The organism is Micromonospora sp. NPDC049081 (assembly GCF_040648835.1).
Taxonomy (GTDB): Bacteria; Actinomycetota; Actinomycetes; order Mycobacteriales; family Micromonosporaceae; genus Micromonospora; species Micromonospora antibiotica.
Map to the genome: position 1 here is coordinate 511,814 of NZ_JBEZEK010000001.1, position 23,661 is coordinate 535,474.

18 protein-coding genes are annotated in these 23,661 nt (G+C 72.1%); 6 read left to right on the plus strand and 12 right to left on the minus strand.

Annotation, left to right across the window (positions count from 1 at the left end):
- Window positions 1-33: 33 nt before the first annotated feature.
- The gene (gene asnB / locus AB0B63_RS01760) at window positions 34-1,995 is read right to left on the minus strand and encodes an asparagine synthase (glutamine-hydrolyzing) (RefSeq protein ID WP_208570933.1); all 1,962 of its coding nucleotides are present in this window, start codon (window positions 1,993-1,995) and stop codon (window positions 34-36) included.
- A 319-nt stretch (window positions 1,996-2,314) separates the two neighbouring features.
- Here asnB and AB0B63_RS01765 point away from each other — a divergent pair, with 319 nt between their 5' ends.
- Together AB0B63_RS01765 and AB0B63_RS01770 are read left to right on the plus strand one after the other, a co-directional pair.
- Window positions 2,315-3,796 (plus strand): aminopeptidase P family protein, encoded by a 1,482-nt coding sequence (locus AB0B63_RS01765; protein ID WP_357013742.1) that lies wholly within the window; start codon window positions 2,315-2,317, stop codon window positions 3,794-3,796.
- Window positions 3,797-4,820: 1,024 nt separating this feature from the next.
- Window positions 4,821-6,494: a right-handed parallel beta-helix repeat-containing protein gene (locus AB0B63_RS01770; RefSeq protein ID WP_208570931.1), complete on the plus strand. Its 1,674-nt coding sequence runs from the start codon at window positions 4,821-4,823 to the stop codon at window positions 6,492-6,494.
- A 280-nt stretch (window positions 6,495-6,774) separates the two neighbouring features.
- Here the strand turns inward: AB0B63_RS01770 and pulA are convergent, their stop codons facing one another.
- The 5 genes from pulA to AB0B63_RS01795 all read right to left on the minus strand — a co-directional run bounded on the left by pulA (window position 6,775) and on the right by AB0B63_RS01795 (window position 15,278).
- Complete coding sequence (gene pulA / locus AB0B63_RS01775) at window positions 6,775-12,270, minus strand: pullulanase-type alpha-1,6-glucosidase (RefSeq protein WP_357013745.1); 5,496 nt, start codon at window positions 12,268-12,270, stop codon at window positions 6,775-6,777.
- Between the two features lie 137 nt (window positions 12,271-12,407).
- A complete protein-coding gene (locus AB0B63_RS01780; RefSeq protein ID WP_208570929.1) occupies window positions 12,408-13,181 on the minus strand; it encodes a cellulose binding domain-containing protein in 774 nt (257 codons plus the stop codon).
- Between the two features lie 104 nt (window positions 13,182-13,285).
- Window positions 13,286-14,002, minus strand: coding sequence for a hypothetical protein (locus tag AB0B63_RS01785; protein ID WP_208570928.1), 717 nt, complete (start codon window positions 14,000-14,002; stop codon window positions 13,286-13,288).
- A 123-nt stretch (window positions 14,003-14,125) separates the two neighbouring features.
- Entirely contained in the window at window positions 14,126-14,515 is a 390-nt protein-coding gene (locus tag AB0B63_RS01790; RefSeq protein ID WP_357013749.1) for a hypothetical protein, read from the minus strand.
- A gap of 37 nt (window positions 14,516-14,552) precedes the next feature.
- A complete protein-coding gene (locus AB0B63_RS01795; protein WP_357013752.1) occupies window positions 14,553-15,278 on the minus strand; it encodes a hypothetical protein in 726 nt (241 codons plus the stop codon).
- Between AB0B63_RS01795 and AB0B63_RS01800 the strand changes: the two genes are divergently transcribed.
- The 3 genes from AB0B63_RS01800 to AB0B63_RS01810 all read left to right on the plus strand — a co-directional run bounded on the left by AB0B63_RS01800 (window position 15,277) and on the right by AB0B63_RS01810 (window position 17,317).
- Complete coding sequence (locus AB0B63_RS01800) at window positions 15,277-15,480, plus strand: hypothetical protein (protein ID WP_357013755.1); 204 nt, start codon at window positions 15,277-15,279, stop codon at window positions 15,478-15,480. The two genes, AB0B63_RS01795 and AB0B63_RS01800, sit on opposite strands and share 2 nt — an antisense overlap.
- Window positions 15,481-15,579: 99 nt before the next feature.
- Window positions 15,580-16,305 carry a hypothetical protein gene (locus AB0B63_RS01805; protein ID WP_357013757.1) on the plus strand — a complete coding sequence of 242 codons (726 nt, stop codon included), beginning with the start codon at window positions 15,580-15,582 and terminating at the stop codon, window positions 16,303-16,305.
- Window positions 16,306-16,666: 361 nt separating this feature from the next.
- Window positions 16,667-17,317: a C39 family peptidase gene (locus AB0B63_RS01810; protein ID WP_357013760.1), complete on the plus strand. Its 651-nt coding sequence runs from the start codon at window positions 16,667-16,669 to the stop codon at window positions 17,315-17,317.
- 99 nt (window positions 17,318-17,416) lie between these two features.
- Here AB0B63_RS01810 and AB0B63_RS01815 read toward each other — a convergent pair whose 3' ends face one another.
- The 4 genes from AB0B63_RS01815 to AB0B63_RS01830 form a co-directional block, all read right to left on the minus strand.
- The gene (locus AB0B63_RS01815; protein ID WP_208569160.1) at window positions 17,417-18,073 is read right to left on the minus strand and encodes a DedA family protein; all 657 of its coding nucleotides are present in this window, start codon (window positions 18,071-18,073) and stop codon (window positions 17,417-17,419) included.
- 77 nt (window positions 18,074-18,150) lie between these two features.
- Complete coding sequence (locus AB0B63_RS01820; RefSeq protein ID WP_357013763.1) at window positions 18,151-18,636, minus strand: YcxB family protein; 486 nt, start codon at window positions 18,634-18,636, stop codon at window positions 18,151-18,153.
- A 33-nt stretch (window positions 18,637-18,669) separates the two neighbouring features.
- Window positions 18,670-19,104: a VOC family protein gene (locus AB0B63_RS01825; protein ID WP_357013766.1), complete on the minus strand. Its 435-nt coding sequence runs from the start codon at window positions 19,102-19,104 to the stop codon at window positions 18,670-18,672.
- A 37-nt stretch (window positions 19,105-19,141) separates the two neighbouring features.
- Window positions 19,142-19,534 carry a VOC family protein gene (locus AB0B63_RS01830; protein WP_357013769.1) on the minus strand — a complete coding sequence of 131 codons (393 nt, stop codon included), beginning with the start codon at window positions 19,532-19,534 and terminating at the stop codon, window positions 19,142-19,144.
- A gap of 162 nt (window positions 19,535-19,696) precedes the next feature.
- Here AB0B63_RS01830 and AB0B63_RS01835 point away from each other — a divergent pair, with 162 nt between their 5' ends.
- A complete protein-coding gene (locus AB0B63_RS01835; RefSeq protein WP_357013772.1) occupies window positions 19,697-22,549 on the plus strand; it encodes an aconitate hydratase in 2,853 nt (950 codons plus the stop codon).
- Window positions 22,550-22,678: 129 nt separating this feature from the next.
- Here the strand turns inward: AB0B63_RS01835 and AB0B63_RS01840 are convergent, their stop codons facing one another.
- Window positions 22,679-23,290, minus strand: a complete 612-nt coding sequence (locus tag AB0B63_RS01840) for an ATP/GTP-binding protein (RefSeq protein WP_357013775.1) — start codon at window positions 23,288-23,290, stop codon at window positions 22,679-22,681.
- Entirely contained in the window at window positions 23,271-23,657 is a 387-nt protein-coding gene (locus AB0B63_RS01845; RefSeq protein ID WP_357013778.1) for a DUF742 domain-containing protein, read from the minus strand. Before AB0B63_RS01845 ends, AB0B63_RS01840 begins: the two co-directional genes overlap by 20 nt.
- Window positions 23,658-23,661 lie beyond the last annotated feature (4 nt).

Genomic DNA, 23,661 nt, shown 5'->3' on the forward strand with positions numbered 1-23,661 from the left:
CCGGTGTCCGTCGCGACGGTGCCGGGGGCGGGGTCAGCGGACCATGCTGCCGACCACCGGCTTGGTGAGCAGGGCCGACTGGTTGCGCTGGATGCCCGGGTCGAGGGTCTTGGCCACGAAGATGGCGTGCCAGATGCAGAAGATCAGCACCGTCCACACCTTGCGGGAGTTGTCCGCCTCCTCGCGCTTGTGCTCCTCCAGCAGCCGCATCGCGTACGACAGGTCGATCAGGTCGCCGGCACCGGAGGTGGACAGCACGTGCCGGGCCCACTCGTACATCTCGCCGCGCAGCCAGACCCGGGTGGGGGTCGGGAAGCCCAACTTCTTGCGGTTGACGATGGCCGGCGGCACGACGCCCTGCAACGCCTGGCGCATGGCGTACTTGGTGGCGTCGGAACGGGGCGGCAGCTTCAGGTCGACCGGGATGGTGGCCGCCACGTCGAAGACCGCCCGGTCCAGGAACGGCACCCGCACCTCCAGCGAGTGCGACATCGAGATCCGGTCCGCCTTGACCAGGATGTCGCCGCGCAGCCAGGTGTAAAGGTCGACGTACTGCATCTTGGTGACGTCGTCCAGCTCGGTGCACTCGGCGTAGATCGGGGCGGTGACGTCGGTGTAACGCACCGACGGGTCGTAGCGGCGCAGCAGGTGCTGCTTCTCCTCCTCGGTGAACATCCGGGCGTTGCCGTAGTAGCGCTGCTCGATCGGGGTGGTGCCGCGCTCCAGGAAGCTCTTGCCCTTGACCCCCTGCGGGATCGCTTTGGAGACCGCGCGCAGGCCCTTCTGCACCCCACCCGGCAGCCCGTTGACGGTGCCGAGGGAGAGCGGCTCCCGGTAGATGGTGTAACCGCCGAAGAACTCGTCGGCACCCTCGCCGGAGAGCACCACCGTGACGTGCTCAGCGGCCTTCTTGGCGACGAAGTAGAGCGGCACCAGCGCCGGGTCGGCCACCGGGTCGTCCAGGTGCCAGACGATCTTCGGCAGCGCGTCGATCATGTCCTGCGGCCCGATCTTGGTCGGGATCGTCGTCACGTCGAGATGCCGGGCCGAGTCCTGGGCCACGTCGATCTCGGAGTAGCCGGGCACGTCGTAGCCGACGGTGAAGGTGAGGATGTTGGGGTTGAACTCGCGGGCCAGGGCCACCACGGCGGTCGAGTCGATGCCGCTGGACAGGAACGAGCCGACCGGCACGTCCGAGCGCATGTGCATCCGTACGCTCTCCCGCAGCGTCTCCCGGATCTCGTGGTAGAGCCGCTGCTCGTCGGCGACCGGGGCGGGCCGGAACACCGGCCGGTACCAGCGCCGCACGTCCAGCCGGCCCCCCGGCGACCAGGTCAGGTACTCCCCGGAGCCGATCCGGCTGATCCCCTGGTGCAGGGTGCCGGGCTCGGGAACGTACTGGAGGGTGAGGTAGTGGCTGAGGTTGGCGGTGTCGATGCCGGCGTCGCCCTGGTAGTAGGAGTGTGCGAAGGGCAGCAGCGCCTTCTTCTCGGAGGCGAGGTAGAGGCCGTCGGCGGTCTCCAGGTAGTGCAGCGGCTTGATGCCGAAGTAGTCCCGCGCGCCGAACGCCCGACGCTCCTGCCTGTCCCAGATGACGAAGGCGAACATGCCGCGCAGCCGGGTGAGCACCTGCTCGCCCCAGTAGTGGTAGCCGGCGACGATCACCTCGCCGTCACCGGCGGTGGCGAACTGGGCCCCGAAGTTGCGGGCCAGCTCCTCGCGCAGCTCGATGTAGTTGTAGATCTCGCCGTTGAAGGTCAGCAGGTAGCGGCCGCCCGCGTAGGGCAGCGGCTCGTGGCTGGACGCCACGTCGATGATGGCGAGCCGCTTGTGGGCGAACACCCCGTCGGCGTAGTGGCCGGTGGCGTCACCGACCACCTCGACCCCTGTCTCGTCCGGTCCGCGGTGGTGCAGGCATTCCAACGCCCCCGCGATGTTGTCGCGGTGGGCGGCGGCGTTGCCGTTCGCGCTGAAGAAGGCCAGGAGTCCGCACATGGCCGCCATCTTTCCACGCGGCACATTCCCCTCGCGCGGCACCGCTGACCCTGTCCCCCCTCCCCGCGACCCGCTGTGACCACCCGGCTCCGCAGGCCCACCGGCACCGCCCCGGCACCGCAGGCCCACCAGGACCGCCCCGGCACCGTAGGCCCACCGGCACCGCCTCGGCGCCGCAGGCCCACCCGGCTGCCGTCCCCGGCGCCGCAGGCCCACCCGGCTGCCGTGCCGGGGCGGTCCGGCCGGGGGCAAGGCCGGCACCCCGTCCGGCCGCGGTCGGAGTACCGTCTGGACGAGCGACGAGGCGAAGGGAGCCGACATGGCCGAGGACCGGACGGACGGCAAGCCGGCGGACGGCACCGAATCGCACGATCCGGACTTCCCGGAGGCGTTCCTGTCCTTCATGCGGCAGGGCTGGCGCGACACCGGCCTGCCGGTCGGGCCCCGACCGGAGGTCCCGCACCACGCCAAGCGGCGAGCCGCGCTCTCCGCGGCGTTCCCGGGCGAGACGCTGGTCATCCCCACCGGCACCGAGAAGGTGCGCGCCAACGACACCGACCATCCGTTCCGGCCGGGCAGCGACTTCGCCTACCTGACCGGCGACCACGACCCGGACAGCGTCCTGGTGCTGCGCCCCAACGGCTCGGGGCACGACGCGACGCTGTACATGCGTCCCCGTTCCTCGCGGGAGACCGACGAGTTCTTCCGCAGCCGGCACGGCGAGCTGTGGGTGGGCCGGCGGCACACCCTGGCCGAGAAGTCCACCGAACTGGGTCTGGCCACCGAGGACCTGTCCGCGCTGGACGGGGCGCTGGCCCGGATGGCACCGGGGCGGACCCGGGTGCTGCGCGGCTTCGACCAGCGGGTCGACGCGGCGGTACGCCCGTGGGACGGCTCCCGCGAGGAGGGGCAGCCGGGCCGCGACCGGGAGCTGGCGATCACCATCGCCGAGCTGAAGCTGGTCAAGGACGAGTGGGAGGTCGCCCAGCTCCAGGAGGCGGTCGACGCCACCGTACGCGGCTTCGAGGACGTGGCCCGGGTGCTGCCGGCCGACCGGGGGGTCTCCGAGCGGCTACTGGAGGGGATCTTCGCGCTGCGGGCCCGGCACGACGGGAACGACGTCGGCTACAGCTCGATCGTGGGGGGCGGCGAGCACGCGACGATCCTGCACTGGGTGCACAACCACGGCGCGACCCGCCCGGGTGAGCTGCTGCTGATGGACATGGGTGTGGAGAACCGCAACCTCTACACCGCCGACGTGACCCGGGTGCTGCCGGTGGACGGCCGGTTCACCCCGCTGCAACGCCAGGTCTACGACGCGGTCTACACCGCCCAGCAGGCCGGTATCGACGCGATCCGGCCGGGTGTCGGGTTCCGCGAGGTACACCTGACCTCGATGCGGGTGCTCGCCGAGGCGCTCAAGGATCTCGGCCTGCTCCCGGTGAGCGTCGACGAGGCGATGGACCCGGCCTCCACGGTCTACCGGCGGTGGACCCTGCACGGCACCAGCCACATGCTCGGCATCGACGTGCACGACTGCGCCAACGCCCGCAAGGAGAAGTACCGCGACGGCGCGCTGGGTGAGGGGTACGTGCTCACCGTCGAGCCGGGGCTGTACTTCCAGCCGGAGGACGAGCTGGTCCCGGAGGAACTGCGCGGCATCGGGGTCCGGATCGAGGACGACATCCTGGTCACCGCGACCGGTTCGGTCAACCTGTCGGCCGGTCTGCCCCGCCGCTCCGACGAGGTGGAGACCTGGCTGGCCGAGCAGCGTGAGGCGGGTCCCCGCCTGCCCGGCTGACCCGACCAGCGCGGGGCAACCCGTCCGCGACCGACCCGACACCAGGCACCAGGCACCAGGCACGGGTGGGGTGGGATGGGTGGGCACCCACCCCCCATCCGCCCGGCCAGACGCGCCCGACCCGGCCCGGCCGGCCCGCCCGGCCCGACGCGCCCGACCCGGCCCGGCCCGCCGGACCCGTCCCGCCGACCCGTTGACCGCTTGCACCACTCGTCCGACCTCGGCCGCTCGACCCATCCGGCCGAGCCGTCCGGGCATCACCCACGGTGGCCCTGCCGCCGGTGCGCGTCGCCCCATCGGGGCCCGGCCCGGCAGCAGGGCCGCAGTCGTCCGGCCGCCCCGGCACCCACAGCGCGGCTCTCCCCTCCCCGCGCTGCCCCGCGCACCCCTTCATGATCACGCTCGAACCAGGTTGTAGTGGCCTCGGCCGCTCGTGAGGCCACTACAACCTGGAAACAGCACGACCTTGCGGGCGAGAACGAGGACAGTGCACGCGACTCGGGGCACGCGGCGCGGGGCTCAGGGCTCGGGGCACGCGACTCGCGACTCGGGGCACGCGGCTCGGGGCACGCGGCACGGGCTCGGGGCACGCGGCACGGGCTCGGGGCTCGGGGCTCGGGGCACGCGGCACGGGCTCGGGCACGCGGCTCGGGGCACGGGGCACGGGCTTGGGGCTCGGGGCACGGAGCACGGGGCACGGGGCTTGGGGCACGCGGCACGGGCTCGGGGCACGCGGCACGCGGCACGGGTCCTGCGGCTCGGGGACCGCAGTGGCCCTGGACCGGGGTGGCCGTGACGGCACGGATGCGGCACGGTGCGGCGGATCGACCGCCCAGGCCCGGCCGTCCGGGAAACCACCTGCCCGGCGGAGCACGTCCCCGAAGCGGGCTTTATTCGTATTTGCCCTCATAGCGAGGAACCCTCTCATACCGTGGGTTTCGGGAGCTACAACCGATTTGTAGCAGGGGACGCTCGCTCACGTGCGGCGACCCTGTCTGGTACGAGGAGAGGGCAGAGAGCTCCGATGTCCAACTACCTAACGAACAACGAAGCCTCCGCGCGGGCGACGGGGAGCAGGAGCCGTCGCAAGCTCTGGCTCGCCAGTGGCGTCGCCGGGTTGACAGGTGTGGTCAGTCTCGCCGCGGTGGGCGTCGCCGGCAGCGCCGGGGCGGTCGGGGTGAGCGGACTGAAGTGGAACACCACTCAGCAGGTCACCAAGGACGGCGACCACGGTCGCGGCGAAGAGGGCCGTGGCGAGGAGGGCCCGGACCGTGGCGGCAAGGACGACCGTGACGGCAAGGACCACGAGCGTGGGAAGGAGGTGCCCTGCGACACCGACCGGCTCATCCAGGCCATCGTCTTCGCCAACAGCCGTGACGGCGGCGTGTTGGACCTGGCCAAGGGCTGCACCTACAACCTGACCCGCAACCAGGACGGCAACGGCCTGCCGGTGATCACCCAGAACATCACCCTGCGGGGTGAGCACACCACGATCACCCGGGACGCCACCGCCGACTACTTCCGGATCCTCAACGTGGGTCCCGGCGGTCACCTGAACCTCAAGGGCCTGACCATCAAGGGTGGGCAGACCATCGAGGCGTTGCAGCCGGTCTCCGCGGCAGCGGTGTGGGGGGCCTACTCGGACTCCCAGGCGATCGCCGCCCAGGTGAAGGCCGGCACCCCGCTGGCCCAGGCGCTCGCCGCCCGTAAGGCGAACCCGAAGGCCGGCCTGAAGGCCGCGCCGAAGGCCGCCCGCAAGGCCACGGTGAAGGCCGCGCCGAAGGCCAAGCCGGGGAAGGCCACCACCCTGATCGAGGAGCCGGGCGTCAACGACGGCGCCGGGATCCTGGTGCAGCCGGGCGGTGCCGCCAACCTGTTCGACACCTCGGTCGTGCTGAACCAGTCCGGCGGCAACGGCGGCGGGCTGGCCAACTTCGGTACCACGTCGCTGCGGCACACCGAGGTCGCCCACAACACCGCCTTCTTCTTCGGCGGTGGCATCTTCAACGCCGGCCTGCTCACGGTCGACGAGTCCACGATCACCGACAACACCGCCATCGTCGGTGGTGGCGGTGTCTCCAACGGCGCCGCGGAGATCTTCACCGAGGACGTCGACGGGGGTACCGCCCTGATCGAGAAGTCCAAGATCACCGACAACGAGACGCTCGGCTTCGGCGGCGGTCTGCTCGACATCGGCGGCAACACCACCGTGCACTCCACGGAACTGCTGTCGAACACCGCCGTACTCGCCGGTGGCGGTATCGCCGTGGCGGACGCCCAGGTCAACGTGCACCACTCGACGGTGGCCAAGAACAGCACCGCGGGCGTCGGCGGTGGCGTGGCCGTCGCGTTCGACAGCGCGGTCACCATCGAGAAGAGCTACCTCAAGGAGAACACCGCCGGCTTCTTCGGCGGCGGGCTGTTCAACGCGGACAGCGTCACCACGGTGCGTGAGTCCGAGGTCGTCGCCAACCGGGCCCTCGGTCCGATCGGCGTCGGCGGCGGCATCTTCAACATCTTCGGCGAGGTCAACCTCAGCCGGACGAAGGTCGCCAACAACTTCGCCACCCTCGCCCCCGGCGGTGTGTTCACCTTCGAGGGTGTGGTGAACGTGGACGACAAGTCCGCGATCGTCGCGAACCGTCCGACCAACTGCCTGGCGATCCCGGGCGACACCATCCCGAACTGCTTCGGCTGAGCATCCTCGGGTGACATGCCGTCGGTGGCGGCGGCACACGCAGCGGCCCCCCTCCGCAGCACGCGGAGGGGGGCCGGTCGTCGCCCGCGCCGACACCGTGCGACGCACCGCCGGACCAGCCCCGGACGACGCACCGCCCGCACCGGCACCGGCACCGTGCGACGCACCGCCGGACCAGCGCCGAACGACACACCGCCCGCACCGGCACCGTGCGACGCACCGCCGGACCAGCGCCGGACGACGCACCCCCCGCGCCGGCACCCGACGGAGCAGCGCCGGGTCAGCGTTGGACGAAGACCGCCACGCTGCGCGCCGGCACGGTGAAGGTGCCCGCCGACCGGTCGAACGTGGCGGTCCGCAGCACCGGGTCGGCGGAGCCGGCCAGCACCGGGTGCAGGGCGGTGTCGGTGCCCCGTAGCCCGGTCACCGTCTGCTTCGCCGTCGTCGGGGTGGCGTTGAAGACCACGGTCACCGTCTTCCACCGGCCGCCCAGCCCCCGGGCGTCGAGGGTCATGGTGAGCACCCCCGGGGTCTCCTTCGCCCCGGACAGCGGGAACGCGACCCGCTGCTGCACCTGCGCGGCGGTGGTCAGCCCGAACACCGGCGACGACCGCCGGATCTCCAGCAGCTCCGCGTACCGGGCGTCGGCCAGGTCGATCGCGGCGCAGCCCGGCACCAGGGCCGGGTCGGCCAGCAGCGGCTTGGCGTACGGCCACTTGTCCTGGTTGTCCGCCGCCGGGGGGAGGCCGACGCCGAAGCCGTTGCCCTGGGCGCAGTCCCAGCGGATCTGGTTGAACCAGTCACCGGAGTTGTAGGAGTTGCGGTCCAGCGACTTGGAGCGCAGCCGCTCGGAGCCGGCCGCCACGAAGCCGGTGCCCTGCCCGAGGGCGGTGGTGGCCAGGGCCAGCACCTGCATCCGGGCCCGGTCCGCCGCCGAGGTCCCGGTCGGCAGCTTGTACGCCAGCGCGTCGTACAGGATCTCGTTGTCGTGCGCGTCGACGTAGGTGACCGCCTCGCCAGGGGCGGCGGTGTAGCCGGCCGGGGAGCCGTTGTAGTCCACCTGCGCCCCGGTGACCTGCCGGCCGGCGGAGTCGGTGAACCGGTAACCGCGCAGGTTGCCGGTCAACCCCACCTTGATCAGGTCCTGCTGGTGCAGCAGCCGGGCCTTCTGCTCAACGGCGGTGCCGTTGGCGTCGTCGCCGTTGGGGTCGGTGTAGAGGCCGGAGGCGAAGCCCTGCACGCGCGGGTTGGCGTCGAAGGGGCCGCCACCGCGTACCGCGTCGCGGAGCCGGTCGTTGAAGGTGCCGATCCCGGTGCCGGCCATGTTGGCCTGGGTGGCCTGGACGAACCGGGCGTCGTCGGCGACCTCGCCGAAGTTCCAGCCCTCGCCGTAGAGCAGGATCTTCTTCCCGTCGACGCCGTCGCGGGCGAGGGTGAGACGGTCCAGCGCGGCCCGGACGGCCAGGATGTTGGCCTTCGGGTGGTGGCCCATCAGGTCGAACCGGAAGCCGTCCACCTTGTACTGCTTGGCCCAGACGACCAGCGAGTCGACCACCAACTTGCCCATCATGGCGTGCTCGGGGGCGGTGTTGGCGCAGCAGGTCGAGTTGGCGACGGTGCCGTCGTCGAGCAGCCGGTGGTAGTAGCCGGGCACCACCTGGTCCAGCACCGACTTCGGATCGGTGCCGGCGGCGGAGGTGTGGTTGTAGACCACGTCCAGCACCACCCGCAGGCCGGCGCCGTTGATCCCGGCGACCATCCGGCGGAACTCGGTGGTCCGCCGCGCCCCGTCCGGGTCGACGGCGTAGCCGCCCTCGGGGACGGTGTAGTGCAGCGGGTCGTACCCCCAGTTGTAGCCGTCGGTGTCGGCGACCGCCGCGACGCACGCCTGCTGCCGGTCGGAGTCCGGGGGCAGTGTCGCCAGGTCGCAGTCGGGCTGCCGCTGGTCGGCCCGCTTCTCGGGGATGGTGGCGAAGTCGAACACCGGCAGCAGGTGCAGGTAGTTGACCCCGGCGTCGCCGAGCGCCTTGAGGTGTTTCATGCCGGCCGTGCCCGGGTCGGTGAAGGCCAGGTAGGTGCCCCGCCGGTCGGCCGGGACGGTGGTGTCGGCGATGGAGAAGTCGCGTACCGACAGTTCGGAGATCTGCGCCTGCGACGCGGGCGTCGCGGCCGGCTTGCGCAGCCCGGACCAGCCGGTCGGGGTGAGCGCCGGGTCGGCCAGGTCGACGATCTGGCTGTGCGTGGAGTCCGCCGCGAGCGCCACCGAGTAGGGGTCGGTGACCGAGGCGGTGACGATCTTCTGGGCGGCCGGTTGCCAGGCTTCGACCCGGTAGCGGTAGTACCGGCCGGTCCAGTCGCGGCTGCCGCGTACCGACCAGACGCCGGTACGGTCGTCGCGGCGCATCGCCACCGTGCGCGGCTGCGCCGACGGCGTGTCGGACAGTTCGAGGGTGACGGTGCGGGCGGTGGGTGCCCAGACCGCGAGGGTGGGCACCTTACCGGCGAAGCTGACGCCGAGCGTCGCGTCGGTGGCGGCCCGGTAGACGTCGTCGAGCGCGCCGGGGATCTGCACCCCGGTCGCGCGCAGCAGCGCCCCCCGGGCGTCGCGTTCGGTCACCACGAGTTGTCCGCGCAGCGCCGCCGGCACCTTCGCCAGGTCGGCCCGGTCGAGACGGAACGCCTGGTGGGCCCACAGGTGCGGGAAGGCCGCCCGCTGGGCCTCGGTGAGCCCGTTGCGCTGCGCCCGCAACGGCAGCGAGGTGTACGTCCCGGACAGCTCCCCGTCGACCACACTCAGCCCACCCGCCGGGGCGGCCACCAGGGCGTACGCCCTGCCGTCGGTCGGGCCGACGGCCCAGGTGACGGTGGACCTGTCGATCCACTGCGCCTGCTGTTTCGTGATGTCGAGGTCCTTCGTCGTCCCGGTGGCGGTGGCGGGGAGCAGCCGGCCGGGCACCCCGCCCAGCAGCCAGACCTCGTGGCCGACGCCGGTCAGGTCGAGGCGCTGGTCGTCGGGCTGATCCTTGGTGTCGCCCCGGTGGATGATGTAGTTGAGCCCGGTCGCGCCGGCCGCCAGCGGCACCCGGAACAGCGCGCCGAAGGAGTCCACCTTCTCGGGCAGGAGCGGGCTGGCCCAGTCGGTCGGGGTGGCCGCGCCGTCCCACAGGTGCAGGCCCCAGCCGGCGTAGTCGTTGTCGGCCTTGCGCCAGTGGATGATCGCGGTGCCCGGGTCGACGGCCGGGTCGGGTTCGCCGGTGGCGGCCTGCCGGGTGGGATAGAGCGCCGGGTCGCCCTGCTTGACCCAGACCTCACCGGTGGCGGTCACGTCGACGGTGCGGTCGTTGGCGACGTCCTTGGTGCCCGCCTTGTCGACCACGAGGAACCCGACGGACTTCGCACCGGGCTTCAGCTTCACCCAGGCGAACCGGCCGTACGAGTCCTCCCCGGCGAACGGCTGCCCGGCGGGCCACTGCGTGACGTACGCCGGATCGAGGTCACCCCAGGCGTACAGCCCCCAGTCGGCGTAGTCCCCGGCGGGGCGCTGGTAGTGCACCACCACCCAGTCCCGGGACGCGCCCTGCGCGGGGGTGCCGACCACCCCGGTCGACCGGGTGGCGGTCGTCCGCCCCTTCCCGTCGCGGACCACCGCCTTGTATTCGACCCGGGTACCCCCGGCGAGCCCGGTCAGGTCGTGGTGCACGGTGTACGGCGCGGTGTGCGCGCTGCCCAGCAGGGTCCACTTTCCACCCGCGACCCGGGCGGCGACGGTGACGGTGGCCAGCGGGTCACCTGTCACCTGAGCGGTGACGGCGGCCCGGGTGGCGACCGGGTCGGTGCCCGGCTCGGTGAGGGTGACGGTCGGCTTGGCGGTGGCCTGCGGCACGGGCCGGCCGGCCCGGAGCACCACGGCCGACCCGGCGGGCACGGTCACGCTCAGCTTTCCGTCGGTGCCGGCGGTCGGGGTGGCCGTGCTGCCGTAGATGCCGGTGAAGGTGGTGCCGGGTGACCAGGTCTGCACGGTGACAGTTTGCGGGGTGCCGGCGTTGTTCACCGCCACCAGGTACTCGGTGCGGTCGGCCGGGGCGATCCGGGAGAAGGCGAAGACACCCGGCCCGTCGGCGGCGTACCGGGTGACCTGCACGCCGTCGCGCAGGCCGGGGTGCGCGGCCCGCAGCCGGCCCAGCTCGGCGATGGTGCGGTACAGCGGGTGGTCGGTGTCGTACTGGTCCGCGGCGTGGGTGCGGGTGGTGCCGATCAGGTCGTCGTCGAGGTAGTCCGCCGTGCGGGTGGCGAACATGTCCTGCCGGGCGTCCTTGTCCCCGCCCGGCCCGGTGAAGCCCTGCTCGTCGCCGGAGTAGACGACCGGCTGCCCCCGGGTGAGGAACATCAGCTGGTGGGCGAGGCGGTCCCGACCGAGCTGACGGGCGTCGTCGCCCCCGGCGGCGGCGATGAACGAGCCGATCCGGCCCATGTCGTGGTTGCCGAGGAAGGTGGTCAGCCGGCCGGCGTCGGTGTCCCGGGCGGCGTACAGCGGGTCCTTGGCGTAGACGTCGGCCAGCGCCTTCGCCGATCCGTCGGTGGTGACGTAGCCGCGCGCCGCCTCCTGGAAGGAGAAGTCGAGGGTGGCCGGCAGCCCGCCGCGCCGTACGTAGGTGGAGGTGACCTCCTGGTCGGCGCTGTAGACCTCGCCGAACATGAAGAAGTCCTTCTTGCCGGCCTTGTCGGCGGCGCGCTTGATGCCCTGGCTGAACTGCGGCCAGAAGTCGAGGTTGACGTGCTTGACGGTGTCCAGCCGGAACCCGTCGACGTCGGTGCTGGCGATCCAGTCGCCGTACGCCTTGGTCAGGCCCCGGACCACCTCGGGCCGCTCGGTCCACAGGTCGTCGAGGCCGTAGAAGTCGCCGTACTCGCTGTTCTCGCCGGCGAAGGTGGAGTCGCCCCGGTTGTGGTACATCGTCGGGTCGTTCAGCCAGGCCGGCACCTTGACGCCCGCGTCGGCGGGGCTGGCGAAGGTCGGCGTGTACGGGCCGGCGTCGGCGTTCACCCTCGGGAAGTCCCGGGTGCCGTCGGCGTAGTTGCGGTCCTCGAACTCACGCCCCTGCGCGTCGGTGTACGGCGACGTCTTCTTGTCGACGTACGCGTACTTGCCCTCGGCGTAGGAGATGACGTCGGCGGTGTGGTTGACGATGACGTCGAGGTAGACCTTGATGCCCCGCTGGTGGGCCAGCCTGACCAGCCGCTTCATCTCCTCGTTGGTGCCGAAGTGCGGGTCGACCTGGGTGAAGTCGGTGATCCAGTAGCCGTGGTAGCCGGCGGAGACGTCCGCGCCGCTGCCCTGCACGGGCCGGTTCTTGAACACCGGCGCCAGCCAGATGGCGGTGGTGCCGAGCCCCTGGATGTAGTCGAGCTTGTCGATGACGCCCTTGAGGTCGCCACCGTGGTAGAAGCCCTTGTCGGTCGGGTCGAGCCCGGTGCGCAGCCGGTCGCCGGTGAGACCGCCGGTGTCGTTGCGGCGGTCGCCGTTGGCGAACCGGTCCGGCAGGACGAAGTAGAACTGCTCGGCGCGTCCCTCACCGGTGCCGGCGGCGAGCAGGGCCTCGGTGGTGGGTTCGGCACCCCACTGGGCGGCACCGGCCGCAGCGAGAGCGTCGATGGTGGACGGGCGGTCGGTGGCGTCGGCACCGAGGTGGCGGACGGCGACCGGCACGCCGACGAGGGCGAGGGTGAGGGTGGAGACCAGGGCGAGCAGCGCCTTGCGCGGCAGCGGGGGTTTCATCGACGGCCTTCCTATGGTCGCTGATTCGCCCGCACGCTAGCCCCTTCCGAAAGGGTTCTGCAATACCTTGCAAACCAAGTCGCAACAAAGCAGCAACCTTGCAGTGAGGCAACCGGACCGGTGACCCGACGCGACGGTCAGAGACCGGAGCAGGCCACCCCGTCGACCGTGCAGCGCGACGGCCGGATGCTGCCCCCGGTGTTCTCGAAGTGGAACCGCAACGGCACCGACGCCCCCGGCGCGACGTTCACCCCACTGGTGTACGTGAACACCCCACCCGACATCCGGGGGGTGCCCTGCGGCGCACCCTCCACCCACGAGGTGACCAGCCTGCTGCCGGCGGGCGGGACCAGCCGCACCGTCCAGGGCCGGGCCACCCGGTCCCGGTTGTGCAGCAGCACCTCACCGATGAACGCCTCGTTGTTCCAACTGTCCCGCACGCTGAACCGACCCGTCATCGGCGACGACGGCGGGGCCGGTGGCGCGGGCGGCGTGGCCTGCGGGGCCGGCGGGGCGGGCGGCGTACCTCCGTCGTCGGGCGGCACCACGACCCCGTCGGGCGGCGAGGACACCGCACCGCCACCACCCGACGGGTCACCCCCGACGACGTCGGCGGGCAGCTCGACCGGCAGCGGGTCGGTGCGGCGGGGCGTCAGACCGGGGACGACCGGTTCGGGCAGGTTCGCCGCCACCGGCGCCCGGTCGGTCACCCCCGACCCGGGCAGCGAGTAGGCCGGCACCGGATCGGCCGGCCGCGCCTCGAACGCCGGCCCACGGCTGCGGTACGACGCCAGCGCCACGATCAGGAGCACGACCATCACCAGCACCCCGGTGGCGACCACGACCCATGGCGACGACGCCAGCGCACCCGCTCCGTGTGCCCGCGGTTGTGCGCGACGCATGCCGGACATGACCCTCCCTGGTCGGCCCCGTCCGAGAAGAGTAACGATCCCGGCGTTTGCCGGAAAGTGGCTGAGGCACCGGATTTTGTCCTAACCGGACAGTTCGCCGTTCGTCAGCCCCGTACCCGCAACGCGTCCACCTGGAAGTAGACGCCGTTCCGCTTGACCGCCCAGATGGTGTACGTCCCGAGCGGAAGGTCCCTGACGCTGAACACCGTCTGCTGGGGCTGGTAACGGTTCGCCCGCGCGCTCACCCGCTGCTGCTTCACCGGCCGGCCGCCGGCATCGACGACCCACACGTCGGCATCCCCGTACTCCGGGTCCCGCGACGTGATGTAGTCCAGCCCCGTGCCGGTGAACGTGAAGCTGAACGAGTCCCCGTCGTGGATCGTGTAGTGAACGTCGTCGCGGTGGTCGCCGTACGGCCGGTCCCGGGAGACCGCCCACCGCCCCCGGTAGGAGATGCCCGGGGCGTCGTCGTTGAGCAGCGTGGTCGGTTTCGGCGAGGGCGTCGCGGCCGACGGCGACACGGACGCCGACGGCGTGGCCGACCGGGACGCGGTGGGCGGTCGACCGGCCGGTGGCGGGGCCACGCCCGGTCCGCCACCGGAGTCCGGGCGGGTCCTGGTGGGCGACGGCGACGGCAGCACCGACTCGGTCGCCACCGGCACACCCGGCACCATGATGGCCTCGCTGCGCGATCCGGCGCCGTGCTCGGCGTAACGGTCGTGACCGAGCACCGCCACCAACGCCTTGACCAGCAGGAAGAGCAGCACGATCACAGCGATCGAGGCGAGCGTCCAGGGCAGCGCGGCGATCGCGTGGGGCAACCGAGACGTCCACCGCGTCCAGCGCGTCCCCGGCATGATCCTCCTCGGTCGATCCCGTACGCAGAGATTAGCGACCGTCCAGTAGCGATGATCACCGGGGGCGGTAGGCCCGGCGCGCGCAGGTCAGCCGGTCCGGATGACGGTGCAGATCGCCGGGCCGTCCTCGGTGCCACGCAGCAGGTAGCGGTAGCGCTCCCCGGGCACCGCCCGCCCCTGGCTGTCCAGGAACTCCCACCGCACGGCGACCATGGTCAGCAGGGCGGAGACCGGCTCGACCTGCTCGATCAGCGCGTGCGCCGCGAGCAGCTCCCGTTCCTGGTAGTCGGGCGCGGCACCGACGAAGGAGAGCGCGACGGCGGCCATCGTGCTGAACGAGAAGCTGTAGCTGTCGGCGACCACCAGCCCGGGCAGGGCGTAACAGCCGGCGATGGCGGGCACGTCACCGGTGGTGAGTGCCACCCCGTAACGGTCGAAGAAGTCGCTCAGCGTATCCAGATCGGTGGAAGCTCTCACGGCGTCACCAGTTGCCGTCGCCGCCCGTCGGCAAACCTCATCGGGGCGGGATGCGTACCTCGATCTCCGCGCCCAGCCGTGCGTCGCCGGCCAGGTCGAGGTCGTCGCCGCTCCAGAACCGGCCCGGGTCGTACCAGTTGGGCCGGCGGCCGGGCGGCAGCAACCCCATCGCCTCGTAGGTCACCGCCACCACCTCCGCGCAGTACGCGGTCTCCAGCGCGCGGTCGCCGGGCTGCCGGTCGCCGGGCTGCCGGTCGCCAGGCTGCCGGTCGCCGGGCTGCCGGTCGGCCGGCTCGCCGTCCCGGTCCCGCCGACCCGGCAGGGGCAACGGGATGCGCAGCTGCGGGACCCGCCCCCGGGCCCACCGCCAGGCCAACTGGGCGGTGGACGGGAACGGGGTGCCGTCGAGCCGGGCCACGGTCTGCAGCACCGCCTGCTCCATCGCCAGGTCGGCCGACGGTTCGAGCTGACGCAGCCAGGCCCGCTGGCCGTACCGGTTGGCCCAGACGCAGACCGCGTCGCGCAGGTCGTGCAGCTGCACACCCCGCTGGTGGGTGCCGGTCCACATGTCCCGCAGCGACCGCCCCAGCTCGGCGTGCCACATCAACGGCGGCATGTCGTCCAGCACCACCGCCATGCCGACGTGGTTGACGGGACTGTTGGTGGTGAACTGGATGGCCCGGTCCGGCACGCTGCGCCCCCGGAACACCCACACGTCACCGGTACGGCTCAGGTCGACGGCCTCGTCCAGGCTGATGCTCATGAGCGTCTACCCTAGGCCGATGCGGCAACGGATGCAGTGGTGGAAGGTCCTCGGGCTGGCGGGTATCGCGGGGGTCGCCGCGACCGGCGTGGTCGTCGCCCGCGCCGAACGGCGGCGTCGCGCGTACACCCCGGAGGAGATCCGGGACCGGCTGCGGCAGCGGCACGCCGAGGCCGCGACGTCCGGCGACGACCCGGCCTGACCGTTCCCACGACCACCCCTGGCCGCTCGGCCACGGGCGGTGTCCACGGTGGTCCCGACGGGACGGTCCGACGGGCCGTGGAGGGCTAGGCTCCCCGGCATGGACGATGCGGTCGAGCAGCAACCCTTCGTGTTGGCGCCGCCCACCGCGCCGGTGGAGCGGCACGGCCAGGTCGACCTGCACCTGCCGGCCGGCCCCGGCCCGCACCCCGTGGTGGTCGTGGTGCACGGTGCCCCGCTTCCGCCGGGCGCGCCGGACCCCCGGGACTGGCTGCTCTACCGGGGCTACGGGGCGCTGCTCGCCGAGCAGGGCCTGGTCGCCGCCGTCATCAGCTACCGGGTGACCGACCTGGCCGGGCTGCCCGCCACCGCCGACGAGATCGCCGGCCTGGTCGAGGCCGTCCGGGCCGACCCCCGGGTCGACCCGCAGCGGGTGGTGCTCTGGTTCTTCTCCGGCGGGAGCCTGCTGTCGGCCGACTGGCTGCGCGCCGCACCGGACTGGGTGCGGGGGATCGCGTTGACCTATCCGCTGCTCGTCCCGCTGCCCGGCTGGGAGGTGCCGGCACGGTTCCTCCCCCTCGACGCCCTCGGTGCCGGCTCGACGACGCCTGTGGTGCTGACCCGGGCCGGGCAGGACAAGCTCCCCGGGCTGCTGGCCGGCATCGCGGCGTTCCTCGACGCCGCCGCCCGGGTCGGGCGACCGGTGCGTCTGGTGGAGGTGCCGGACGGTCAGCACGCCTTCGACATCCTGGACCACACCGAGCAGTCCCGCGAGGCCGTCCGGGCGGCCCGGGACGCGGTGGTCGACCTGATCCGGGCCGACTGAGCCGGGTCGTCCACCCACCGCGCGGGGTCCGGTGACGGGCCGGATGTCCGGTTCGGGGTGCGAGGTCCCGCACCGGACAGACCCGTTCGTGCCCGATCGTCCCGTGGCCGGGGCCACCCGCACGGCGGAATCGCCGCCGGGGGCGGGGCGTTGTACCTGGCATACCACCGCCACTCCCCCACCCGAGGGGGACGGCCCCGGAACCCCGACCGCGGAATGCGGTCGCCACCGGGCCGGTTACACCTCCCCTGGACGCCCGAGCAGGTCCCCCCGACCGCCGAGCGATCCCCCCGAACTCCCGGCCACGCCCCACCCCCCTGAGGGCGTACGCCACACCCCCGATGCAGAGGAGCACGCCACCATGCGTACCGATCTGATCCGCAAGACCGCCCTCACCGCCGCCGGCCTCGCCTTCACCACCGGTGCCATCGCCGGCCCACTCACCGCCGCCTACGCCGCCGACGCCCGCACCCCCGCCTCGGTGCAGGCCGAGCGCCGGCCCGCCGGCGAGCGTGAACTGACGATGGACTACCAGGCCCAGCCGAACTTCTACTACTGCGGCCCCGCCGCGACCCGCAACGCCCTGTCCGTCCAGGGCAAGAACATCGACGTCGACGCCATGGCCAAGCAGATGCGCACCACCGAGGCCGGCACCGACAGCATCAACGACATCACCCCAGTGCTCAACAAGGAGACCGGCCGCAAGGCCTACGAGAGCACCGAGATCCGCAGCGCCAAGGCCGACACCAAGCAGACCGACGAGCTGCGCGCCGACATCGTACGTACCGTCGACGACGGCCGGGCCGTGGTGGCCAACATCGCCGGCACCGCCACCGACACCGACGGCAACACCCACTCCTTCGAAGGCGGCCACTACATCAGCGTCATCGGCTACCGCGACGGTGGGAAGACCGTCACCATCGGTGACTCCGCCAACCCGAACACCGCGTCCTACCGGATGAGCGTCGACAACCTCGCCGACTGGATCGCCACCCGCGGCTACACCTCCTGACCCGCTACCCGCACTGACCCCGGACACCGATCGGGCCGCCCCCACCCGGGGGCGGCCCGATCGTCGTCGGTAGGGCCGGCTCCCGCGCCCGGTTGCAGCTCAGCGGTCGGTGCCGGCCGCCACCGGTTCGGCCTCGTCGGTGGTCGTCGTCGACTCCAGGCGGCGGGCTCGGCGGCGCAGCCACCAGGTGCTGGCCACCCCGCCGAGTACGGCCAGGACCAGGCCGGCCCAGGAGATGTCCTTGAGCCAGTGCTCGGCCGCCCGCCCCAGGGTGTAGAGCAGGTAGGTGGTGCCGAAGGCCCAGACCAGGCCGCCGGCCGCGTTGGCCACCAGGAACCGCCGGTACGGCACGTGCAGCGCGCCGGCCAGCGGCCCGGCCAGGATGCGCAGCAGGGCGACGAACCGGCCGAAGAACACCGCCCAGACGCCGTGCCGGGCGAAGCTCTGCTCGGCTCGGGCGAGCTGTGCGGGGCCCAGGTGTTTCGGGAAGCGCCGGCCCAGCCGGGCCAGCAGCGGACGGCCACCCCGACGACCCACCGCGTAGCCGACGGAGTCGCCGACGATCGCGCCGAACGCCGCGGCGGTGGCGACCCAGTGCGGCTCGACCACCCCGGTCGCGGCCAGCAGGGCAGAGCTGACCAGCACGATCTCGCCCGGCAACGGGACACCCATGCTCTCGACGCCGATCACCCCGGCGACGATCAGGTAGACAACCCCCGGGGGAAGCGCTACGAGCCAGTGCTGAACGTCGACCACTACGGCACCCCTTCCGACCCGACCTCGAACCCTACCCGCGCCGGACGGGGCGGATGGCCCCTCGCAGCGGGCTGCGGTCAGCGGGGTGTGAGCAGGCCCCGGGCGGTCATGAAGGCGTGCAGCGTCGCGGCGTCCCCGGGGGGCATCAGCCAACGGGGGATCACCGTCGCCGGCATCCGGCCGACGTACACGATCCAGAAGTCGTCGGCCTCCCGCACCTGGGCCACCCCGTCCCAGGCGATGCCGCCGGACTCCGAGCCGCTGCGCATCATGATGTTGTCGTCGGTGATGTCGTAGCCGCCCTCGACCGCGTAGTCGTCGGAGCGGCGTCGGGCCCGCCAGCGCACCCAGGGCGCGTAGAGCATCGACAGCAGCCCGCCCACGAGCAGCACCAGCCACAGCGACGAGAACCGGCCACCCCGGGAGACGAGCAGCCCGACCGCCCCGGCCGCCGCCAGCGCCACGCCGATGAGGGTGAACCGGCGCAGTCGGACGCTGCTGAGCGCGGCGGCCACCCGACCCGGGTAGGCGGGGTCGGCGGGGACGTCGAAACGGATGTGCACGCGGAAACGATAGTGCGGCGCGGCGGCGGTGGCTCAGTCGAGGCAGAACTCGTTGCCCTCGACGTCCTGCATCACCAGGCACGACTCGTCGTAGCCGTCGGCGGGCATCAGGCGTACCCGGGTCGCGCCGAGGGCGACCAGCCGGGCGCACTCCGCCTCCAGCGCGGCCAGCCGCTCCGCACCGACCAGGCCGGGGCCGATCCGCACGTCGAGGTGCAGCCGGTTCTTGACCACCTTGCCCTCGGGCACGCGCTGGAAGAACAGTCGCGGGCCCGCACCGGTGGGGTCGACGCAGGCGAACGCGGAGCCCTGCCGCTCGGGCGGCAGGGACCTGTCGAACGCGCCCCAGTCGGCGAACCCCGGCGGCGGTGGCGGGACGACGTAACCGAGCACCTCGCACCAGAACCGGGCGACCCGTTCGGGCTCCGCGCAGTCGAAGGTGACCTGGACCTGCTTGACCGACACCATCGGCACACCGTAGCGGCCGGGTCCGACACGGTGGCGCTCAGCGACCGGGGGCCGCCGGCCTGGTCGTCCGGTCGGGCAGCGGGGCGACGAACTCCAGCCGGTTGCCGTGCGGGTCGGCGGTGTGGAAGCGGCGCATCCCGGGCAGCTCGTCGTCGTCACCCCAGGTGACCGGGTGGCCGGCGCGGGCCAGCCGGTCGGCGAGGGCGTCGAGGTCGGGGCGCAGCAGCGCCGGGTGCGCCTTGCGGGCGGGCCGGAAGTCGTTCTCGACGCCGAGGTGCAGTTCGGCGTCGTACCCGGTGAACCAGCAACCGCCACGGGCGGCGAGGGTCGGGGGTTTGGGTTTCTCGGTCAGGCCGAGGATGCCCACGTAGAAGGCCCGGGACGAGTCCTCGGCACCGGGCGGGCAGGCGAGCAGCACATGATGGATCATGGTGGCACCTCCTCGTCCCGAACCCTGGCACGAGGTTGCGTGAATAGCAAGACGGACGTACGGTTTTGTTGGAAGACGACGAATCGGCAGTAAGTGTTACCTAACCTGGGCGGCCCTCCGCCTGGTGCGACAGACTGCTCAGGACTACTCACGGTCGCTGGTGTGAAGGAGTACGACGTGGCGAGCCTCGACACCTTCGGTGCGAAGACCCAGCTACGCGTCGGAGACGCGAGCTACGAGATTTTCAGGATCGGCCAGGTGCCGGGGCACGACAGACTGCCCTACAGCTTGAAGATCCTGCTGGAGAACCTGCTGCGGACCGAGGACGGCGCGAACATCACCGCCGACCACATCTCCCAGCTCGGCGCGTGGGACCCCACCGCCGACCCGAGCGTGGAGATCCAGTTCACCCCGGCGCGGGTGCTGATGCAGGACTTCACCGGCGTGCCCTGCGTGGTCGACCTGGCCACCATGCGCGAGGCCGTCCGCGAGCTGGGCGGCGACGCCACCAAGGTCAACCCGCTGGCCCCGGCCGAGCTGGTCATCGACCACTCGGTCATCGCCGACCTGTTCGGCCGCGAGGACGCCTTCGCCCGCAACGTCGAGCTGGAGTACGAGCGCAACAAGGAGCGCTACCAGTTCCTGCGCTGGGGCCAGAGCGCGTTCAACGAGTTCAAGGTCGTCCCCCCGGGCACCGGCATCGTGCACCAGGTCAACATCGAGTACCTGGCCCGCACGATCATGGAACGCAACGGGCAGGCGTACCCGGACACCGTGGTCGGCACCGACTCGCACACCACCATGGTCAACGGCCTGGGCGTGCTGGGCTGGGGCGTCGGCGGCATCGAGGCCGAGGCCGCGATGCTCGGCCAGCCGGTCAGCATGCTGATCCCCCGGGTCGTCGGCTTCAAACTGCACGGCGAGATGCCGGCCGGCACCACCGCCACCGACCTGGTGCTCACCATCACCGAGATGCTGCGCAAGCACGGCGTCGTCGGCAAGTTCGTCGAGTTCTACGGCCCCGGCGTCAGCGCCGTGCCGCTGGCCAACCGGGCCACCATCGGCAACATGTCCCCCGAGTACGGCTCCACCGTCGCGATCTTCCCGATCGACGCCGAGACCGTCCGCTACCTGGAACTGACCGGCCGGGACGCCTCCCAGGTGGCGCTCGTCGAGGCGTACGCCAAGGAGCAGGGTCTCTGGCACGACCCGGACCACGAGCCGGAGTACTCCGAGCGCCTGGAGCTGGACCTGGGCACCATCGAGCCGTCCCTGGCCGGGCCGAAGCGCCCGCAGGACCGGGTGCCGCTCGGGGTCGCCAAGACGCTGTTCCGCTCGGCGCTGACCGACTACGTCGCCGACGACTCCGCCGGTGAGCGCGACCTCAAGCCCGGCGTCGCCCGCGAGCAGCTCCCCCGGGGCGCGAACGGCCCGGCCGACGAGGCCAGCGCCGAGTCGTTCCCGGCCAGCGACCCGCCCGCCAACGACTTCAGCGACCCCGCCGACGAGCCGCGCGACCTGGAGACCGCCGCCGTCGGCGCCGGGGGCCGGGCCAGCAACCCGGTCCGGGTCACCGGCAGCGACGGGGTGGAGTACGAGCTGGACCACGGCGCGGTGGTCATCGCCGCGATCACCTCCTGCACCAACACGTCCAACCCGCAGGTGATGATCGGTGCCGCCCTGCTGGCCCGCAACGCCGTCGACAAGGGCCTGAGCCGCAAGCCGTGGGTCAAGACCACCCTGGCGCCCGGCTCCAAGGTCGTCATGGACTACTACGAGCGGGCCGGTCTCACGCCCTACCTGGACAAGCTCGGCTTCAACCTGGTCGGCTACGGCTGCACCACCTGCATCGGCAACTCCGGCCCGCTGCCGGAGGAGGTCTCCGCCGCCGTCAACTCCGGCGACCTGGCCGTCGTGTCGGTGCTGTCGGGCAACCGGAACTTCGAGGGCCGGATCAACCCGGACGTCAAGATGAACTACCTGGCGTCCCCGCCGCTGGTGGTGGCGTACGCGCTGGCCGGCACGATGGACATCGACCTGGCCAACGAGCCGCTCGGCGAGGACACCGAGGGCAACCCGGTCTACCTGCGCGACATCTGGCCCAACAGCGCCGAGATCCAGGACGTCATCGCCCAGGCGATCGGCGCGACCGGGTTCAGCGCCGCCTACGCCGACGTGTTCGCCGGTGACGAGCGGTGGCAGTCGCTGCCCACCCCGACCGGCGACACGTTCGCCTGGGCCGACGACTCCACCTACGTCCGTAAGCCCCCGTACTTCGAGGGGATGCAGCAGGAGCCGAGCCCGGTCGTCGACATCGCCGACGCCCGGGTGCTGGCCAAGCTGGGTGACTCGGTGACCACCGACCACATCTCCCCGGCCGGCGCGATCAAGGCCGACTCCCCCGCCGGCAGCTACCTCGCCGAGCACGGCGTGCCGCGCCACGAGTTCAACTCGTACGGCTCCCGCCGGGGCAACCACGAGGTGATGATCCGGGGCACCTTCGCCAACATCCGGCTGCGTAACCAGCTGGTCCCCGGTGTGGAGGGCGGCTTCACCGTCAACCACCTGACCGGTGAGCAGACCTCCATCTACGACGCCTCCACCGCCTACCAGGCCGCCGGCGTCCCGCTGGTCATCCTGGCCGGCAAGGAGTACGGCTCCGGATCGTCGCGGGACTGGGCGGCCAAGGGCACCATGCTGCTCGGCGTCCGGGCGGTCATCGCCGAGTCCTACGAGCGCATCCACCGGTCCAACCTGATCGGCATGGGCGTGCTGCCGTTGCAGTTCCCGGTGGACACCACCGCCGAGTCGCTCGGTCTCACCGGCACGGAGACCTTCTCCATCACCGGCGTCACCGCGCTCAACGACGGCGACACCCCGCGTACGGTGCGGGTCAGCACCGACACCGGTGTGGAGTTCGACGCGGTGGTCCGGATCGACACCCCCGGCGAGGCGGACTACTACCGCCACGGGGGCATCCTCCAGTACGTGCTGCGCCGCATGATCGCCAGCTGACGTCGGCGTACGAAACGGGCCCCCTCCAGCGTGGAGGGGGCCCGTTCCCGTCGACGGGGTGGCGTCGGGTTCGCCGTCACCGACGTGGTCACCGACGCGACGAGCAGCAGCGGGAAGGCGCGACCGTCGTCAGCGGCCGCCGACCGCGCGCCGCCGGGAGTTCCGGGTCTTCATGGCGTGCTCCAGCAGGGTGATCAGCACGTTGCGGCTGGACTCCCGCTGCCGGGCGTCGCAGAGCAGCAGCGGCACCTCCGGGTCCAGGTCCAACGCCGCACGCACCTCGTCGAGGCCGAACCGCCGGGCCCCCTCGAAACAGTTCACCGCCACCACGAACGGGGTGCCCCGCCCCTCGAAGTAGTCGATCGAGGGGAAGCAGTCGGCCAACCGGCGGGTGTCGGCCAGCACCACCGCGCCGAGCGCACCCACCGCCAACTCGTCCCACAGGAACCAGAAGCGGTCCTGACCGGGGGTGCCGAACACGTAGAGCACCAGGTCGTCGCTGATGGTGATCCGGCCGAAGTCCATCGCCACCGTGGTGGTGCTCTTACGTTCCACCCCGGACAGGTCGTCGACCCCGATGCCGGTCTCGGTCAGCACCTCCTCGGTACGCAGCGGACGGCTCTCACTCACCGCACCGACCAGTGTCGTCTTGCCGGCCCCGAACCCACCCGCCACCAGAACCTTGAGCGCGGTGGGCAGCACCCGTGCCCCCGCCGGACGTTCAGAGCGCCCGTAGTCCATTGATCACCGCCTCGTAGATGCTCTCGTCGTTGACACCGGCCGGCTCCCGGGGTTCCTGTACCCGGACCAGGTCCCGTGCCACCAGGTCACCGAGGAGCACCCGTACGGTGCCCACCGGCAGGTCCAGTCGGGCCGCGACCTCGGCCACCGACTGCATGCGCTGGGTCAGCGCCACTATCGCCACGTGTTCGGGCCCCAGCCCGGCCTCCTCGACCGCGTTCGTCCGGGTCGCCGTGACCAGCGAGATCAGGTCGAACGAGCCGGCCACCGGGCGGGCCCTGCCCCGGGTGACCGCGTACGGGCGGACCACCGGGCCCGCGTGGTCGTCGACCCACTGCTCGCCCGCGGGGTCGCCGTCGGCGGCCATCGCG

What these genes read in the sequence shown, in the direction of transcription:
- asnB (WP_208570933.1), bottom strand. Translation starts at nt 1,995, where the DNA reads ATGTGCGGACTCCTGGCCTTCTTCAGCGCGAACGGCAACGCCGCCGCC.
- AB0B63_RS01765 (WP_357013742.1), top strand. Translation starts at nt 2,315, where the DNA reads ATGGCCGAGGACCGGACGGACGGCAAGCCGGCGGACGGCACCGAATCG.
- AB0B63_RS01770 (WP_208570931.1), top strand. Translation starts at nt 4,821, where the DNA reads ATGTCCAACTACCTAACGAACAACGAAGCCTCCGCGCGGGCGACGGGG.
- pulA (WP_357013745.1), bottom strand. Translation starts at nt 12,270, where the DNA reads ATGAAACCCCCGCTGCCGCGCAAGGCGCTGCTCGCCCTGGTCTCCACC.
- AB0B63_RS01780 (WP_208570929.1), bottom strand. Translation starts at nt 13,181, where the DNA reads ATGTCCGGCATGCGTCGCGCACAACCGCGGGCACACGGAGCGGGTGCG.
- AB0B63_RS01800 (WP_357013755.1), top strand. Translation starts at nt 15,277, where the DNA reads ATGAGCGTCTACCCTAGGCCGATGCGGCAACGGATGCAGTGGTGGAAG.
- AB0B63_RS01795 (WP_357013752.1), bottom strand. Translation starts at nt 15,278, where the DNA reads ATGAGCATCAGCCTGGACGAGGCCGTCGACCTGAGCCGTACCGGTGAC.
- AB0B63_RS01805 (WP_357013757.1), top strand. Translation starts at nt 15,580, where the DNA reads ATGGACGATGCGGTCGAGCAGCAACCCTTCGTGTTGGCGCCGCCCACC.
- AB0B63_RS01810 (WP_357013760.1), top strand. Translation starts at nt 16,667, where the DNA reads ATGCGTACCGATCTGATCCGCAAGACCGCCCTCACCGCCGCCGGCCTC.
- AB0B63_RS01825 (WP_357013766.1), bottom strand. Translation starts at nt 19,104, where the DNA reads ATGGTGTCGGTCAAGCAGGTCCAGGTCACCTTCGACTGCGCGGAGCCC.
- AB0B63_RS01830 (WP_357013769.1), bottom strand. Translation starts at nt 19,534, where the DNA reads ATGATCCATCATGTGCTGCTCGCCTGCCCGCCCGGTGCCGAGGACTCG.
- AB0B63_RS01840 (WP_357013775.1), bottom strand. Translation starts at nt 23,290, where the DNA reads ATGGACTACGGGCGCTCTGAACGTCCGGCGGGGGCACGGGTGCTGCCC.
- AB0B63_RS01845 (WP_357013778.1), bottom strand. Translation starts at nt 23,657, where the DNA reads ATGGCCGCCGACGGCGACCCCGCGGGCGAGCAGTGGGTCGACGACCAC.